Source organism: Streptomyces sp. NPDC004732 (assembly GCF_040609235.1).
GTDB lineage: Bacteria > Actinomycetota > Actinomycetes > Streptomycetales > Streptomycetaceae > Streptomyces.
In genome coordinates this window covers 378,208-392,819 of the sequence record NZ_JBEXJR010000007.1, presented here as the reverse complement: position 1 = coordinate 392,819, position 14,612 = coordinate 378,208, and the positions used below count along the sequence as shown (strand labels likewise).

Genomic DNA, 14,612 nt, shown 5'->3' with positions numbered 1-14,612 from the left:
GCCGTCCGCCGCTTTAGACGGGCGCTATGGGCTGCGGCCAGCATCGGGGGCGCCGCGGGCACCGGCGGAGTGCCCGCGCGGCGGCGGACCGAGAAGGAGAGCCATGGACAGGGGCACGGCGCAGGCGCCGCGGAACAGGGGGGCCGGGGTGTGGTTGCGGCGGTACCACGATTCCTCGTCGGCACCGGTGCGGCTGGTCTGTTTCCCGTTCGCGGGCGGCTCGGCGAGCTACTGGTTCGGCCTCTCCGGGCTGCTCTCGCCCGGCATCGAGGTGCTGGCCGTGCAGTATCCGGGGCGGCAGGACCGGCACACGGAGCCGTGTCTGGAGTCGGTGGCCGGGCTCGCCGACGGTGTCGTGGCCCAACTGCCGTCCGACGGCGTGCCGTTCGCGCTGTTCGGACACAGTCTGGGCGCCATCGTGGCGTTCGAGGTGGCGCGGCGGCTGCGGGGTCCTGGAGGTCCCGGGCTGCCGGTGCACCTGTTCGCCTCCGGCGGGCTGGCCAGGCCCTATCGTCCTGCCGGGCGGTCGGGGGCCCTTGGGGACGCGGACATCATGGCGCATCTGCGGGCGATGGGCGGCACCGACGAGCGGTTCTTCAGCAGCCCGGAGCTACAGGAGCTGATCCTGCCCTCGCTGCGGGCCGACTACCGGGCCGTGGCTTCGTACGAGGCACCGGGGCCGGAGCGTCTCGACTGCCCGATCACGGCGCTGATCGGGGATTCCGACGAGCGGACCTCGCCCGAGCAGGCCGCCACGTGGCGGGAGCGCACCGGTGCGGCGTTCGATCTCCGGGTGCTGCCCGGCGGCCACTTCTACATCGACGACTGTCAGGAGCAGGTGGCTGCCGTGGTGACCGCGGCGCTGACGGCGGACAGCGGCGGCTGACGCGTACGCGTACGGCCAATGCTTCGGGACGGGCCCGGACAAGCCCCTGGCGTGCTCCGTCGAGGGAAGCCGGAGCACGCCAGGTTGGACCGGACGCGGCAGCCGGGGGACGGAGGCCGCGCGCGGTCGTTCTGCCCGTACGCGACAGCGGGGGACTGCCGCGTACGGTGTCTGGTCGGAAGGCGGACGCGAGGCCCGCCCCCCTCGGTCAGGGCCGCAGGTCTTCCAGGCAGTAGAGCGCCTCGTCCAGAGTGGCCGCGAAGTCCATCTCCGGGTCGTTCGCCCAATCCAGGGAGACCTGCAGCATCACGCCGAACAGGGCCCCGGTGTAGGCGCGGACCGCGGGGTCACCCGGGTCGCGTCCGGATCGCTTGGCCACCTGTTCGCCGAGGAGCTGCATGGTCTGGCTGATGTTGCCCAGGCTGGCCCCCCAGAGCTCCGGCTCGGAGAGGATGAGCACGAAGCGCTCGCGCTGCAGGGCCAGTTCCTGCTCGGTGATGTCCTTCAGCATCGACCTGATGGCCTGCCGCTCGGCCTGAATCGGCGTCAGGTCGGGCGACTGGGCCTGGAACATCATGGCGAAGGGCAGGTCGTAGTCGTGCGAGAAGACCAGGTCCTGCTTGGTCGCGAAGTAGCGGAAGACGGTGCTGGGAGCGACCTCGGCAGCTTCGGCGATCTGCTCGATGGTCGTGGCGGAGTAGCCCTGTTCCCTGAACAAGCGCACCGCCTCCCGCTGAATCGCGGCCTTTGTTCTGGCTTTCTTGCGTTCTCTCAGACCAGGCACTGTTTTGCCCTGATCAGACTGCGTCTGCGGCTTCATGCTCAGATTCTGCGGTCTTGGCGGTGCTCTGACCAACATGGCGGGGCAGCCACACCACCGCCAGCACCACGCCGAGCAGTCCCAGGCCTCCGGAGACGACAAGGACCACGTCCAGGGCGTGGACGTACGCGGAGCGCACCGATTCGGTCAGCCCGTTGGACTTGATCGCCCGGGCCACGGCAAGACCGCCGAAGACGGAGTCCTTGACGGCGCCCTGTGCCTGCTCGGGCACTCCGTCGAGGTCGAGCTTGCCGCGGTAGCCGGAGTTGAGGACGGAGCCGAGGATGGCCGCGCCGAAGCTGCCGCCGAGGGTACGGATGGACTGGTTGACGCCGGAGCCGACGCCCGCGGTGTCCTCGGAGAGCGCTCCGAGTGCCGCGTCCATGGCGGTGGGCAGGGCGATGCCGAGGCCGAGGCCGTACGCCGCCGTCCATGCGGCTGCCAGGCCGGTGCCGCTGTTGATGTCGGTGGTGGCGCCGTAGAAGAGGGCGGCGGCCAGGAGTGCGAAGCCGATGCCGACCGCGGTCTTCGGGCCGAGGGCCTTGGCGACCTTGTTGGCGACGGTGACGCCGACGAGGAGACCGCCGACCATCGGCAGGAGCCGGAAGCCGCTGCCCATCGCGTCGGTGCCGAGGACCGCTTGGTAGTACTGCGGCATCGTGAAGAGCACGCCGAACATCGTGAAGTTGATGACCGTGCCGAGCATGGTGCCGGAGGTGAACCGGGCCGAGCGGAACAGCGAGAGGTCGACCAGCGGGTCGGCCACCCTCTTCTCCCAGAACACGAAGATCACGATGGCGAGGATTCCGCCGAGCGTCGGCACGAGCGTGGTGACGTCGGTCCAGCCCTTCTCGCCGCCCTGGATCACGCCGTACGTCATCGCGGCGAGACCCACGCTGGAGAAGACGAGCCCGCCCACGTCGAACGGCTTGGCCTCCTTGGCCTTGGACTCGGGCAGCCAGGCGGACACCGCGAGGAAGGCGAGGATCACCACCGGCACGTTGATCAGGAAGACGGAGCCCCACCAGAAGTGGTTGAGCAGGTAGCCGCCGAGGATCGGGCCGAGCGGATACGCGAGCATCGCCGCACCGGCCACCGCCCCGATGGCCTTGGGCCGCTCCTCGTCGGAGAACATCACCGGCAGCAGCGACAGTGTCGTCGGCATGATCAGTGCGGCACCCAGACCGAGCACCGCACGCGCGCCGATGAACGCGCCGGAGGTCGTGGCGTAGGCACAGGCCAGCGAGCTGATGCCGAAGATCACCAGAGCGACGAGCAGCACCTTCTTGCGCCCGAACCGGTCACCGAGCATGCCCGCGGGGATCATTCCGGCCGCGAACACGAGCGTGTACGAGGTCACGAACCACTGCAGCTCGACGTTGTTCGCACCGAGATCGTCGGCCATGGCCGGCAGCGCCAGGCTCAGGATCGTCACATCGAAGCCCACGACCATCGAGGCGAGTACGAGAGCCCCGACGGCCCACCACCGCCGTGCACCCAGATCTGCTGACACGAGAGTCGACCTCCTAAAGAGAGCTCAATATCTAGTCGGAGCGTACTCTCATTTTTTATGTCGCGGTACCACCGGTTCCGTATGGAAGGCGTCAAGACCCCCTACTAGGGGTGGCCGAGGGGTGCCCTTAGGGGCTCTTGAGGGGCAGGGGTGGGGTTGTGACCCCCTGTGCCGCGCCGTGACGCTGAGGTCGTGACGGAGAACGCGACGACCAAGAAGCCCCCGACGGTGAACAAGACCGTCGCCCCCGAGCCCAGCGACATCGGCCACTACTACGACCACAAGGTCTTCGATCTGATGACTCAGCTCGGAGACGGCAATCTGCACTACGGCTACTGGTTCGACAGCGGCAGGCAGGAGGTCACGTTCGACCAGGCCATGGTCCAGATGACGGACGAGATGATCCGGCGCCTCGACCCCGCCCCCGGCGACCGCGTCCTCGACATCGGCTGCGGCAACGGCACCCCCGCCATGCAGCTGGCCCGCGCCCGTGACGTCGAGGTGGTCGGCATCTCCGTGAGCGCCCGCCAGGTCGAGCGCGGCAACCGCAGGGCGCGGGAGGCGGGCCTCGCCGACCGGGTCCGGTTCGAGCAGGTCGACGCCATGAACCTGCCGTTCGACGACGCGTCGTTCGACCACTGCTGGGCCCTGGAGTCCATGCTCCACATGCCCGACAAGCAGCAGGTCCTCACCGAGGCCCTGCGCGCGGTGAAGCCCGGCGCGCGGATGCCGATCGCCGACATGGTCTACCTCAACCCCGACCCGAGCCGCCCGCGCACCGCCACGGTCAGCGACACCACCATCTACGCCGCGCTCACCGACATCGGGGACTACCCCGGCATCTTCCGCGCGGCCGGCTGGACGGTCCTCGAACTGACCGACATCACCAGCGAGACCGCCAAGACGTACGACGGCTACGTCGAGTGGATCCGCGCCCACCGTGACGAGTACGTCGACATCATCGGCGTCGAGGGGTACGAGCTCTTCCTGCACAACCAGGCCGCCCTCGGCAAGATGCCCGAACTCGGGTACATCTTCGCCACCGCGCAGCGCCCCTGACACCACGTCACCCGGCTCCGCTCCTCCACCCCAAGGGCCCGCCCGTGAAGAACCTCCGCATCCCCGTGTCGCAGACCGTCTCCCTCAACGTCAGGCACCGGCCCGCAGGCGGACCGGGAGCCGCGGGCCGCCCGTTCCTGCTGCTGCACGGCATGCTCTCGAACGCCCGGATGTGGGACGAGGTCGCCGGCCGGCTCGCCGCCGCCGGGCACCCGGTGTACGCCGTCGACCACCGCGGCCACGGCGACTCCGACGCGCCACCGGACGGCTACGAGAACGCGGCCGTCGTCACGGACCTGGTCGAGGCGGTCACCGCCCTGGACCTGCCCGGCGCCCTGGTGGCCGGGCACTCCTGGGGCGCGCACCTCGCGCTGCGCCTGGCGGCCGAACGCCCCGACCTGGTGGCCGGTCTGGCCCTGATCGACGGTGGCTGGTACGAGTTCGACGGGCCGGTGATGCGCGCCTTCTGGGAGCGCACCGCCGACGTGGTGCGGCGCGCCCAGGAGGGCACCACCAGCGCCGCCGACATGCGCGCCTACCTCAGGGCCACGCACCCCGAGTGGTCGTCCACCTCCATCGAGGCGCGCCTCGCGGACTATCGCGTCGGCCCCGACGGCCTGCTCGTCCCGCGCCTCACCTCGGAACAGGTCATGTCGATCGTCGAGAGCCTGCAGCGCGAGGCGCCCGCCGACTGGTACCCGAAGATCACCGTGCCGGTGCGGCTGCTGCCCATCATCCCGGCCATCCCCCAACTGTCCGACCAGGTACGCGCATGGGTGGCCGCCGCGGAGGCGGCCCTCGACCAGGTCAGCGTGCGCTGGTACCCGGGCTCCGACCACGATCTGCACGCCGGTGCCCCCGACGAGATCGCCGCCGACCTCCTGCTGCTGGCACGCGGTCTTCCGGCGCCCGCGAGAGCGCCGCGTCCCAGCGGCAAGGCAGGAGTTAGACCCGCTTAAGCAGCCGCGGCAACCCTGACAACGACAGCGTGCGGCTCACGCCTGCCCACCTCGTCCCACCTGAGGCTTCACGCGCGAGAACAGGAAGGCTGACCATTCCCGTGGCGAACGAAGAGAAGCTCGTCGAATACCTCAAGTGGACGACCGCCGAGCTGCACCAGGCCCAGCAGCAGCTGCGCGAGCTCAAGGCCGCACAGCACGAGCCGGTCGCCGTCGTCTCCATGGCCTGCCGCCTGCCCGGCAGCACCCGCACCCCGGACGACCTGTGGGACCTGGTGTCCGAGGGGCGCGACGCCGTCACGGGATTCCCCGACGACCGCACCTGGGAGCTCCCCGAGGACCCTCCGTACGCGCAACTCGGCGGCTTCCTCGACGACGCGGCCGGTTTCGACGCGGGCTTCTTCGACATCGGCGCGACCGAGGCCGTGGCCACCGAGCCCCTGCAGCGCCTGATGCTCCATCTCGCCTGGGAGACCGTCGAGCGCGGCCGCATCGCCCCGCACACCCTGCGCTCCACGCTCACCGGCGTCTACGTGGGCGCCACCGGGCACGACTACGCGACGCGCCTGGAGACCGCGCCCGACGAGCTGCTGCCCTATCTGGGCGGCGGCACGTCCGGCAGCCTCGTCTCCGGCCGCATCGCCTACGCGCTGGGCCTCGAAGGCCCGGCCATCAGCGTGGACACCGCCTGTTCGTCCTCCCTGGTCGCCCTGCACCTGGCCTGCCAGGCGCTGCGCCGCGGGGAGTGCGGACTCGCCCTCGCGGGCGGCGGCACGGTCATGTCGACGCCGCACACCTTCCACGCCTTCGCCCATCAGAAGTCCCTTGCGCAGGACGGCCGTTGCAAGCCGTTCGCCGCCGCAGCGGACGGCATGGGGCTGGGCGAGGGGGTCGGCCTCGTCCTGCTTGAGCGGCTCAGCGACGCACGGCGCAACGGCCACCCCGTGCTCGCCGTGATCCGGGGCTCCGCGGTGAACCAGGACGGTGCGGGCTACGGCCTCGCGGCCCCCAACGGCCCCTCCCAGCAGCACGTGATCCGCGCCGCGCTCGCCGACGCCGGGCTCACCCCCGACCAGGTCGACGCCGTGGAGGCGCACGGGACGGGCACGCCCATCGGCGACGCCATCGAGGTGCAGGCCCTCCTCGCCACGTACGGCGCCAACCGCTCCCCCGACCGGCCCCTGTGGCTCGGCTCCGTCAAGTCCAACACCGGTCACACGCAAGGGGCCGCCGGTACCGCGGCGCTCATCAAGATGGTGCAGGCGCTCCAGCACGACACCCTGCCCCCGACGCTCCACATCGACCGGCCCACCCCCCTCGCCGCCTGGAAGAAGGGCGCGGTCCGGCTGCTCACCGAGGCGGTCGACTGGCCGCGCCGCGACGAGCCCCGCCGGGTCGGCATCTCCGCCTTCGCCACCTCCGGCACCAACGCCCACCTCATCCTCGAAGAGCCTCCGGCGCCCGACACCGCCACCGACGCCCCCGCCGACGCCGCCTCGCCCGCCCTCCCGGTGGCCTGGACCCTGTCCGCACGTACCCCCGAGGCCCTCCGGGAGCAGGCGAAGGCGCTCGTCGCGCACCTGACGTCCGCCGACCCCACGCCCTCCCCCGCCGAGGTCGCCCATGCGCTGGCCGCCACCCGCAGCCCTCTGGAGCACCGCGCCGTCCTCACCGCCACGGACAGCGCCGATCTCCTCGCCGTCGCCCGCGCCGTGGCCGCCGGGGACGACCATCCCGACCTGACCCGGACTCCCCTCGACTCCGCCCCGAAGAAGACCGCCTGGCACTTCGACGGCCTTCCTCCCGCCGACGCCACGTCGGCGGCGTCAGCGGTCGCCGACCTCCGCGCGGCCTTCCCGCTCTTCTCGACGGCTCTCGACGAGGCCCTGGCTCTCCTGGGCACCCACCTCGCCACGCCCCTCACGCCCCTCGCCGCCGACCCGTCGGAGTCCCTGCACTTCGCGGTCCACACGGCGCTCGCCAACCTGCTGCTGGCGGCCGGGGTCCACGCCCACACACTCACCGGCACCGGCGTCGGCCACATCGCGGCCGCGTACGCGGCGGGCGTCCTCAGCCTCGACGACGCGTGCCGCCTGGCCGCGGCCCACACCACGGCCAGCGCCGAGGGCGGGGCACCGCCCACCCCCGAGGCGTACGAACCCGCCCTCAAGGAGCTGACGTTCCGGCCCGCGACGCTCGCGCTCACCAGCACCGCCCCGGCCGACGCGCCCGTCGCCTCCCCCGGCTACTGGCACCACCACCTCACCTCCACCGCCCCCTCCCCCGGCCACGCCCCCGAGACCCACACCCTCCTCGACCTGGGCACCTGCTCGCCGGACGCCTCCGCCGTGCGCACCGTCCTGACGGCGCTCGCGCGGCTCCACACCTCGGGCGGCACGGTCGACTGGGCGCCCCTCACCCGGCGGACGCCGCACCCGCGGACCCTCGACCTCCCGACGTACCCCTTCCAGGCCACGCGTTACTGGCTGCACGACCACACCACGCACACCGCGGTGTGACACACGGTGTGACACGTCAACACCCCACTCACACAGGAGCATTCATGACCAGCACCGACAACACGCCCGGCCAGGACGCCACCGAGCTGGAGCAGCAGCTCGCCGCGGCCACCCCCGAGGAGCGCGAGCGGCTCCTCACCGACACCATCCGCACGCAGGCCGCCACCCTCCTCAACACCACCCTGAGCGACGACAGCAACTTCCTCGAGAACGGCCTCAACTCCCTCACCGCCCTCGAACTCACCAAGACGCTGATGACCCTGACCGGGATGGAGATCGCCATGGTCGCCATCGTCGAGAACCCCACCCCCGCGCAGCTCGCCCACCACCTCGGCCAGGAACTCGCCCACACCACCGCGTAGGCTCCCCGGCCACCCCGAACACCCCGCCCCCGGACGCGCGCGGCTCCCCGGGGGCACAAACACAGCCTTGGGCAGCAACGAGGAGGCGTGGCGCGTCCCTTGAGCTGAGCCTGAGGCGGTCTCCCCCGGTCGTCCGTGTCGGCCGCTACGGGACCTCGTCGGGGTCCGTGATCCCGAGGTCGACACGCATGACGCGGCGCATCCTCCACAGGGGACCCCACAACTGCTCCAAGGCCTCCCGGGCGGTCTCCAGGGTCTCCCCCGGCTGGGCCGTGCCCACGTCAAGACGCATCAACACGCCGTACGCATCGCCAAGATGACGGTTCGCCGTGCTGGCCGCCTCGGCCACCCCGTCGGGCAGCACCATCTGGGCCTCCGCGTTCCGCATGCGCTGCTCACGGCGTGCCCGCGCCAGATCCGCCCGCAGTTCCTCGGTCACCTCACCCTTCTCCAAGGCGTGGAAGACGTTCGTCATCACGTTGGCCAAGTCGCGGGTCCCGGCGCTGAGCGTGGCGTAGCAGGTGCGGCGCGCCTCCAGCCGGGCCTGCCGGGTGGCGTACTCGCGCTCGTCCTGTTGCAGCTGCCTGACGTGATCCAGTTCGCGGACCCTCGTCCGGTCGGCGCTGCGCTGCGTGACCACGGTGGCGGCGAGGGTGCCGCCGATGCCCAGCACCGTGATCACGATCTGACTGATCGAGCTGTCCAACCCGCCCCCCCTTCCCTGGCGTTCGGCTATCCCGCGTGCAGCCCCTGGTACTCGTCGAGCAGACGTCGCAGCTGCCGCACCATGAAGTCGTAGTAGGTGTGCATGTCACGCAGCCGCGCCTGCTGGGCCTCCGGCATGCCCCGCCCCTGTTCCTGTGCGATCCGTGCGAGCTCCAGCAACTGCTCGGTCTGGTCGAGCTGATGCCGGAGGCAGCCGCTCCATGCATCGTCGCGCCACATGTATCCGGCCTGGCGCACGCCCGGCACCTTGACCCGTTCGACCGTGCCGTTCGCGATGAGCAGGCGGGTCGTCTCGGACGTCGACCCCTTGCTCGCCCCGAGCGTCGTCTGCAGTTCCGACAGCGTCATGGGGGCCGGGCTGAACATCAGGACGCCCGCGAGCCGTCCGGCCATGGGAGGCCAGCCCATCGCGCGCCCGATCCGCTGGCCGAAGTCCTCGATCAGCGGCCCGTCACCCATGGCTGAGCTGTTGTCGGCGACTGGCGGCACTCATCCCCCTGTACGGAAAAAAATGAATATTCATTCTTGACTGAACTTTCCCGGTGCGTCAGATTACCAGCATCCCGCAGGAGTCACCTGGCGCGGGCCGCTCCCGCAGCAAGGAGTAGAGATGGCACAGCACGATCGCGACCTGATCGTCGTCGGCGCAGGCTCCGCGGGCGCGGTGCTCGCCGCCCGCGCCGCCGCCCGCGGCCGACGGGTCCTCCTCCTGGAGGCGGGCCCCGACTACCGCTCGGCGCACATGCCGGAGGCGTGGCGCTCGCCCAATCCCGTGGTGGCCCTCATGGACCCCGCGGCCTCGGAACACCTCGTGTGGACCGGCCTGAACTCCGCACGCACCGAGAAGCAGCCGCAGGCCCCGTACTGGCGCGGCCGGGGCGTGGGCGGCAGTTCCTCCGTCAACGGGCAGATCGCGATCAGGCCGCCGATGGAGGACTTCGAGGAGTGGACCCGGCTCGGCTGCACGGGATGGACACCCGAGGACGTACTGCCCTACTTCGTCAGGCTGGAGGACGACACCGCATTCGGCGACCGGCCCTACCACGGCGTCGGCGGACCGACCCCGATCCACCGGACCCCGGAGGGCAGCTGGGGAAGCATCGACCGGGCCCTGGCCGACTCGGCCCTGGCGGCGGGGTTCGGCTGGGCGCCCGACGTCAACGCCCCCGGCGCCACCGGCGTCTCGCCGTACCCGATCAACTCCCGTGCCTCCCGCCGCGTCAGCGTCAACGACGCCTACCTCGAACCCGCACGCGAGCTGCCCGGCCTCACCGTCCGCGGCGACGCGCTGGTGGACACCGTCATCTTCGACCACGACCGCGCGATCGGTGTCCGTGCGGTGATCGACGGGTCGGTCGTCACCGAGTACGCGGACGAGGTGATCCTCAGCGCGGGAGTGATCCACTCCCCGGCGATCCTGCTGCGCTCGGGCATCGGCCCCGCCGGTCGGCTGCGCGCGCTGGGGATCGAGGTCCGCCAGGACCTGCCGGTCGGTCTCGGCATGCAGGACCACGCGATGGCGGTGCTCTCGCTGCCGTTGCGGGCCGAAGCCGCCAGCACATCGCCGCACGACCGGCACACCAACGTCTGCGTGCGCTGGTCCAGCGGGGCGGGTACGCACTCCGACGACCTCATGTTCGTCTCGCTCAACCAGAACGTGCTGGCCATGGCCGCGGCGAACACGCAGGCGCAGGCCGGTGCGTTCGGCGTCTGGCTGAACCGGACCCAGTCGCGCGGTGAGCTCACCCTGGTCTCCACCGACCCCTCGGTGCATCCGTACGTCGCCCAGCGGATGCTCTCCGACGAACGCGACCTCGCCCCGATGCGGGAAGGCGTGCGCACCCTGGTCGAGTTGAGCGGCAGCGCCGGGACGGCCGCCGTCCTCGGCGGATCGGTCGCGGAGGCGAACCGTCCGTTGTTCGCGGCCCTGGCGGACGACGGCGACCTCGACGACCACCTGCTGTCCACGGTCGTCGACGCCCAGCACGGCACGAGCACCTGCCGGATGGGCGCGCCCGGCGCCGCGGAGACGGTCGTCGACCCGGCGTGCAGGGTGCAGGGGGTCCGGGGCCTGCGGGTCGTGGACGCCTCGGTCTTCCCTTCCGTGCCCCGGGCCAACACCAATCTCGCCGCCATCATGACCGGCGAACTCATGGCCGACCGGCTCGACGCCTGACCCCGCTCCGTACCGAACAGAAACGGCCATGCCCCATGACCATGGAAACCCTCCGGAACTTCATCGGCGGCACGTGGGAAGAACCGCTCGGCGAGGACGTGGTCGCCGTGGTCGACCCCGCCACCGAGGAGGCCTTCGCACGCTTCCGCGCGAGCGGCGCCGCCGACGTCGACCACGCCGTCGCAGCGGCGGGCGCCGCACAGCCCGAATGGGCCGCGCTCAGCGTGGCGCGCCGCGTGGAACACCTGCACGCCTGGGCCGACTTGATCACCGCGCACGCCGCGGAACTTGCCGAACTGGAATGCCGGGAGATGGGCAAGCCGGTCGCCGTCGGGCGCACCTTCATAGCAGGAGCCGTGGCCGGTCTGAAGGCCGCCGCGGACCACGCGCTCACCTACCCGTTCAGCGAAAGGGTGACCGGTCCAGGCACAGGCCCGGCACCTGACCCGGACTCGGCCCCGGACACCGACCCGTCGGGAGGGCAGCAGACCCACATCGTCCGCCACCCCCTCGGCGTCACCGCCGTCATCACTCCCTGGAACTTTCCCGTCGTCATGGTCCTCGGCGCCCTCGGCCCGCTGCTCGCCGCCGGGAACACCGTCGTGGTCAAACCCTCCGAGCGCTCCCCCGTCTCCACGGCCCGGCTGTTCGAGCTGGCCGCCTCCTCCGGCCTGCCGCCGGGCGTACTGAACCTGGTCCTCGGCGAAGGCCGCACCGGCGCGGCGCTGACGGAACACGACGAGGTACGGCTCGTCCACTTCACCGGCTCGGTCGGGGCCGGCCGCGCCGTGGGAACGGCGACCGGGAAGCGCCTCACCCGCAGCGTGCTCGAACTCGGCGGAAAGGATCCCGTCGTGATCGACGCCGGGGTCGACCCGGTGGCCACCGCGCAGGCCGTGGCGTTCGGCGCGTTCATCAACACCGGCCAGATCTGCACCTCCATGGAACGGATCTACGTCCATGAGCGGATCGCGGACGAGTTCATCGAGGCACTGATCGCCGCGGCCGGGACCTTCACCATCGGCGACGGTACGGACCCCGCCACGGTGCTCGGTCCCCTCGTGGACGCGCGGCAACGCGACACCGTACGACGCCATGTCGAGGACGCCGTCGACAAGGGCGCCACCGTGCGCGCGGGCGGAGCCGTACCGGAACGTCCCGGCTACTTCTACCCGGCGACCGTGCTCACCGGAGTCGACGACACCATGCTCGTGATGACCGAGGAGACGTTCGGCCCGATCGCGCCCGTGACCGTCGTCTCCGACTTCGAAGAGGGCCTCACCCGCGCGACGGCCTCCCGCTTCGGCCTGGCCGCCACCGTCTACACCGACGACCCCGACCACATCGCGGCAGCCGCACGCCTGCCCGTGGGTGTCGTCTGGGTCAACCAGTGGCAGGGCGGCGGCCCCGAGCGGCTGTACGAGCCCGCCCGCGACAGCGGCATGGGAGCCACCGGGGCCCGTGCCGCATACGACGCGGCGACCCGGCCCGCCGCCGTGCACATCGCCGCCACCGCCCCGGCGGTCAGCCGGTGACCGCCGCCAAGGAGGCCGCGGCACGGCGCGTCCATGCCGCGGCGGACGACCTGATCGCCCTGTCCCACCGGATCCACGCCCACCCCGAGCTCGCCTTCGAGGAGCACCTCGCCAGCCGATGGGTCGCCGAGGCCCTGAGCGAGGCGGGGTTCGAGGTCCGGCACGGATACTGCGGCCTGCCGACCGCCGTGGAAGCGACGATCGGCACCGGGCCGACCCACATCGCGATCTGCGCGGAGTACGACGCCCTGCCCGACATCGGCCACGCCTGCGGCCACAACATCATCGCCGCCGCGGCGGTCGGCGCCGGTATCGCGCTCGCACCCTGGGCGGACGAACTCGGCCTGACGGTGAGGGTATTGGGCACGCCCGCCGAGGAGGGCAGCGGCGGGAAGGTGCTGATGCTGGAGAAGGGCGCCTTCGACGGCGTGCACGCGGCCATGATGGTGCACCCGGCCGCGGTCGAGATGGCGGCGATGCCCGGCCTGGCCGTCACCCAGTTCGACGTGACCTACGAAGGCAAGGCGGCCCACGCGGGCGCCTACCCCGAGCTGGGCATCAACGCGGCGGACGCCATGACCCTCGCCCAGGTGGGCATCGGCCTGCTGCGCCAACAGACCACGGCGTCCGACCGCATCCACGGCATCGTCACCCAGGCCGGTTCCGCCGCCAACGTCATCCCCGAGACCAGCCGCGGCCACTGGATCGTGCGCAGCAACAGCCTCGACACGCTGCAGCCCCTGTCCGCGCGGGTGCACCGCTGCTTCGAGGCGGGCGCCCTGGCAACCGGCTGCGACCTGTCCACCACCCCGGTCGGCCCCGACTACGCCGACCTGCGGCCGGACCGCGGCCTCCTCGACCTGTGGGTCACCAACGCGACGGCACTGGGCCGCCGCTTCCCCGACCTGCCGAGCAGCGTCGCGGGCGCCGCCACCGACATGGGAAACGTCTCCCACGTCGTACCCACCATCCACCCCATGCTCGGCCTCGATTGCGCCCCCGCAGTCAACCACCAACCGGAATTCACCGCGGCATGCGTCACCCGGGCCGCGGACCGTGCCGTGCTCGACGGGGCGACCGGCATGGCCTGGACAGCCATCGACGTAGCCCTGGCGGCCGAAAGCGAGACCGCTCAGCGCGTCAGCCCCTAGAGTCCTTACGTGCGTTGATCTTCCGGGCGGCGGCCAAGCGCCCCGCAGACGGTGCGGGCGACCCCGACGAGTCGGGGCCGCCCGGTTTCCATGCCCGTCATCACACCACCGGAGATCACGCAATGACCGCTCAGAAACCCCTGACCTACGACGCGTTCATCGAGCTCGCGGCCGCCGATCCGGCTGTCGTCGGCCTGGTCCTCAAGGGTTCCCGGGCCCACGAGGGCATGACCACCGAGCATTCCGACCACGACCTGTACGTCGTCCTCGCCGATGCCGCAACGACGTCCCTCACCCGGTTCACGGGTCACCGCACTCCACAACTCGACCTCGTCATCCTCTCCCTCGACGAATTCCGCGCCGCCGGAATGCCCGGCTTCGAGCGCTACGCCCTCGCCCGCGCCCGGATCGTTCTCGACCGGCTCGACGGAGTCATCGCCCAGATCTTGGCCGACAAAGCCCGAATGGACGCAGGCGAAGCCTTCAAGGCGGCAGCCGAATGGCTCGACGCCTACGTCAACTCCCTCTACCGCTCGGTCAAGAACGACCGCGACGGGCATGCACGCGCGGCCCGGCTCGACGCTGCCGACAGCATCCGGTTCCTGCTGGAGCTGCTCTTCGCCCTGGACCGCCGCCCCCGCCCGTACAACAAATATCTGGAATGGGAACTCGCCCGATTCCCGCTGCCCGACTGGGACACCGGGCAACTGCTCGACGCCGCGGAACACGTCTCATGTACGGGCGACGTATCCACCCAGCGTCGTCTCTTCGCCAAGGTCGAGTCAGTGGCCCGGCGGGCCGGGCACGGAGCGGTACTGGATGCGTGGGGTGAGGACCTGCACCTGATACGACCGCGGTAGAAGTGCGGCGCGTCCCCTCGGCTCACGCAATGCCGCCGCGGGGACG

At 71.3% G+C, this 14,612-nt stretch carries 13 protein-coding genes; 9 read left to right on the top strand and 4 right to left on the bottom strand.

Annotation, left to right across the window (positions count from 1 at the left end; genetic code table 11):
* Positions 1 to 103: 103 nt before the first annotated feature.
* Complete coding sequence (locus tag ABZV77_RS23110) at positions 104 to 886, top strand: alpha/beta fold hydrolase (RefSeq protein ID WP_356259839.1); 783 nt, start codon at positions 104 to 106, stop codon at positions 884 to 886.
* A 208-nt stretch (positions 887 to 1,094) separates the two neighbouring features.
* Here the strand turns inward: ABZV77_RS23110 and ABZV77_RS23105 are convergent, their stop codons facing one another.
* Complete coding sequence (locus tag ABZV77_RS23105) at positions 1,095 to 1,610, bottom strand: TetR family transcriptional regulator (RefSeq protein ID WP_356260227.1); 516 nt, start codon at positions 1,608 to 1,610, stop codon at positions 1,095 to 1,097.
* Positions 1,611 to 1,683: 73 nt separating this feature from the next.
* Complete coding sequence (locus tag ABZV77_RS23100) at positions 1,684 to 3,219, bottom strand: DHA2 family efflux MFS transporter permease subunit (protein WP_356259836.1); 1,536 nt, start codon at positions 3,217 to 3,219, stop codon at positions 1,684 to 1,686.
* 192 nt (positions 3,220 to 3,411) lie between these two features.
* Between ABZV77_RS23100 and ABZV77_RS23095 the strand changes: the two genes are divergently transcribed.
* The 4 genes from ABZV77_RS23095 (at position 3,412) to ABZV77_RS23080 (ending at position 8,118) form a co-directional block, all read left to right on the top strand.
* Positions 3,412 to 4,278, top strand: a complete 867-nt coding sequence (locus ABZV77_RS23095) for a methyltransferase domain-containing protein (RefSeq protein WP_356259833.1) — start codon at positions 3,412 to 3,414, stop codon at positions 4,276 to 4,278.
* Positions 4,279 to 4,322: 44 nt separating this feature from the next.
* Positions 4,323 to 5,237, top strand: a complete 915-nt coding sequence (locus ABZV77_RS23090) for an alpha/beta hydrolase (RefSeq protein ID WP_356259830.1) — start codon at positions 4,323 to 4,325, stop codon at positions 5,235 to 5,237.
* Between the two features lie 101 nt (positions 5,238 to 5,338).
* On the top strand, positions 5,339 to 7,756 hold the full coding sequence (locus ABZV77_RS23085) for a type I polyketide synthase (protein ID WP_356259827.1): 2,418 nt from the start codon (positions 5,339 to 5,341) through the stop codon (positions 7,754 to 7,756).
* A gap of 44 nt (positions 7,757 to 7,800) precedes the next feature.
* Positions 7,801 to 8,118 carry an acyl carrier protein gene (locus tag ABZV77_RS23080; RefSeq protein ID WP_356259824.1) on the top strand — a complete coding sequence of 106 codons (318 nt, stop codon included), beginning with the start codon at positions 7,801 to 7,803 and terminating at the stop codon, positions 8,116 to 8,118.
* 145 nt (positions 8,119 to 8,263) lie between these two features.
* Here the strand turns inward: ABZV77_RS23080 and ABZV77_RS23075 are convergent, their stop codons facing one another.
* Both ABZV77_RS23075 and ABZV77_RS23070 read right to left on the bottom strand, forming a co-directional pair.
* Positions 8,264 to 8,824, bottom strand: coding sequence for a hypothetical protein (locus ABZV77_RS23075; RefSeq protein WP_356259822.1), 561 nt, complete (start codon positions 8,822 to 8,824; stop codon positions 8,264 to 8,266).
* A 26-nt stretch (positions 8,825 to 8,850) separates the two neighbouring features.
* Positions 8,851 to 9,303, bottom strand: a complete 453-nt coding sequence (locus tag ABZV77_RS23070) for a hypothetical protein (RefSeq protein ID WP_356259820.1) — start codon at positions 9,301 to 9,303, stop codon at positions 8,851 to 8,853.
* 151 nt (positions 9,304 to 9,454) lie between these two features.
* On the opposite strand from ABZV77_RS23070, the gene ABZV77_RS23065 reads away from it, so the two are divergent.
* The 4 genes from ABZV77_RS23065 (at position 9,455) to ABZV77_RS23050 (ending at position 14,566) form a co-directional block, all read left to right on the top strand.
* Positions 9,455 to 11,020, top strand: coding sequence for a GMC oxidoreductase (locus ABZV77_RS23065; protein ID WP_356259817.1), 1,566 nt, complete (start codon positions 9,455 to 9,457; stop codon positions 11,018 to 11,020).
* Between the two features lie 35 nt (positions 11,021 to 11,055).
* Positions 11,056 to 12,555, top strand: a complete 1,500-nt coding sequence (locus tag ABZV77_RS23060) for an aldehyde dehydrogenase family protein (RefSeq protein WP_356259814.1) — start codon at positions 11,056 to 11,058, stop codon at positions 12,553 to 12,555.
* Entirely contained in the window at positions 12,552 to 13,706 is a 1,155-nt protein-coding gene (locus ABZV77_RS23055; protein ID WP_356259812.1) for a M20 family metallopeptidase, read from the top strand. The genes ABZV77_RS23060 and ABZV77_RS23055 overlap by 4 nt, the downstream gene beginning before the upstream one ends.
* Positions 13,707 to 13,828: 122 nt before the next feature.
* Entirely contained in the window at positions 13,829 to 14,566 is a 738-nt protein-coding gene (locus tag ABZV77_RS23050; RefSeq protein WP_356259809.1) for a hypothetical protein, read from the top strand.
* Positions 14,567 to 14,612: the final 46 nt, after the last annotated feature.

Bases quoted from the DNA above. Each gene is read 5' to 3' on its own strand.
- ABZV77_RS23110 (WP_356259839.1), top strand. From the start codon at position 104: ATGGACAGGGGCACGGCGCAGGCGCCGCGGAACAGGGGGGCCGGGGTG.
- ABZV77_RS23080 (WP_356259824.1), top strand. From the start codon at position 7,801: ATGACCAGCACCGACAACACGCCCGGCCAGGACGCCACCGAGCTGGAG.
- ABZV77_RS23070 (WP_356259820.1), bottom strand. From the start codon at position 9,303: ATGGGTGACGGGCCGCTGATCGAGGACTTCGGCCAGCGGATCGGGCGC.
- ABZV77_RS23065 (WP_356259817.1), top strand. From the start codon at position 9,455: ATGGCACAGCACGATCGCGACCTGATCGTCGTCGGCGCAGGCTCCGCG.
- ABZV77_RS23060 (WP_356259814.1), top strand. From the start codon at position 11,056: ATGACCATGGAAACCCTCCGGAACTTCATCGGCGGCACGTGGGAAGAA.
- ABZV77_RS23050 (WP_356259809.1), top strand. From the start codon at position 13,829: ATGACCGCTCAGAAACCCCTGACCTACGACGCGTTCATCGAGCTCGCG.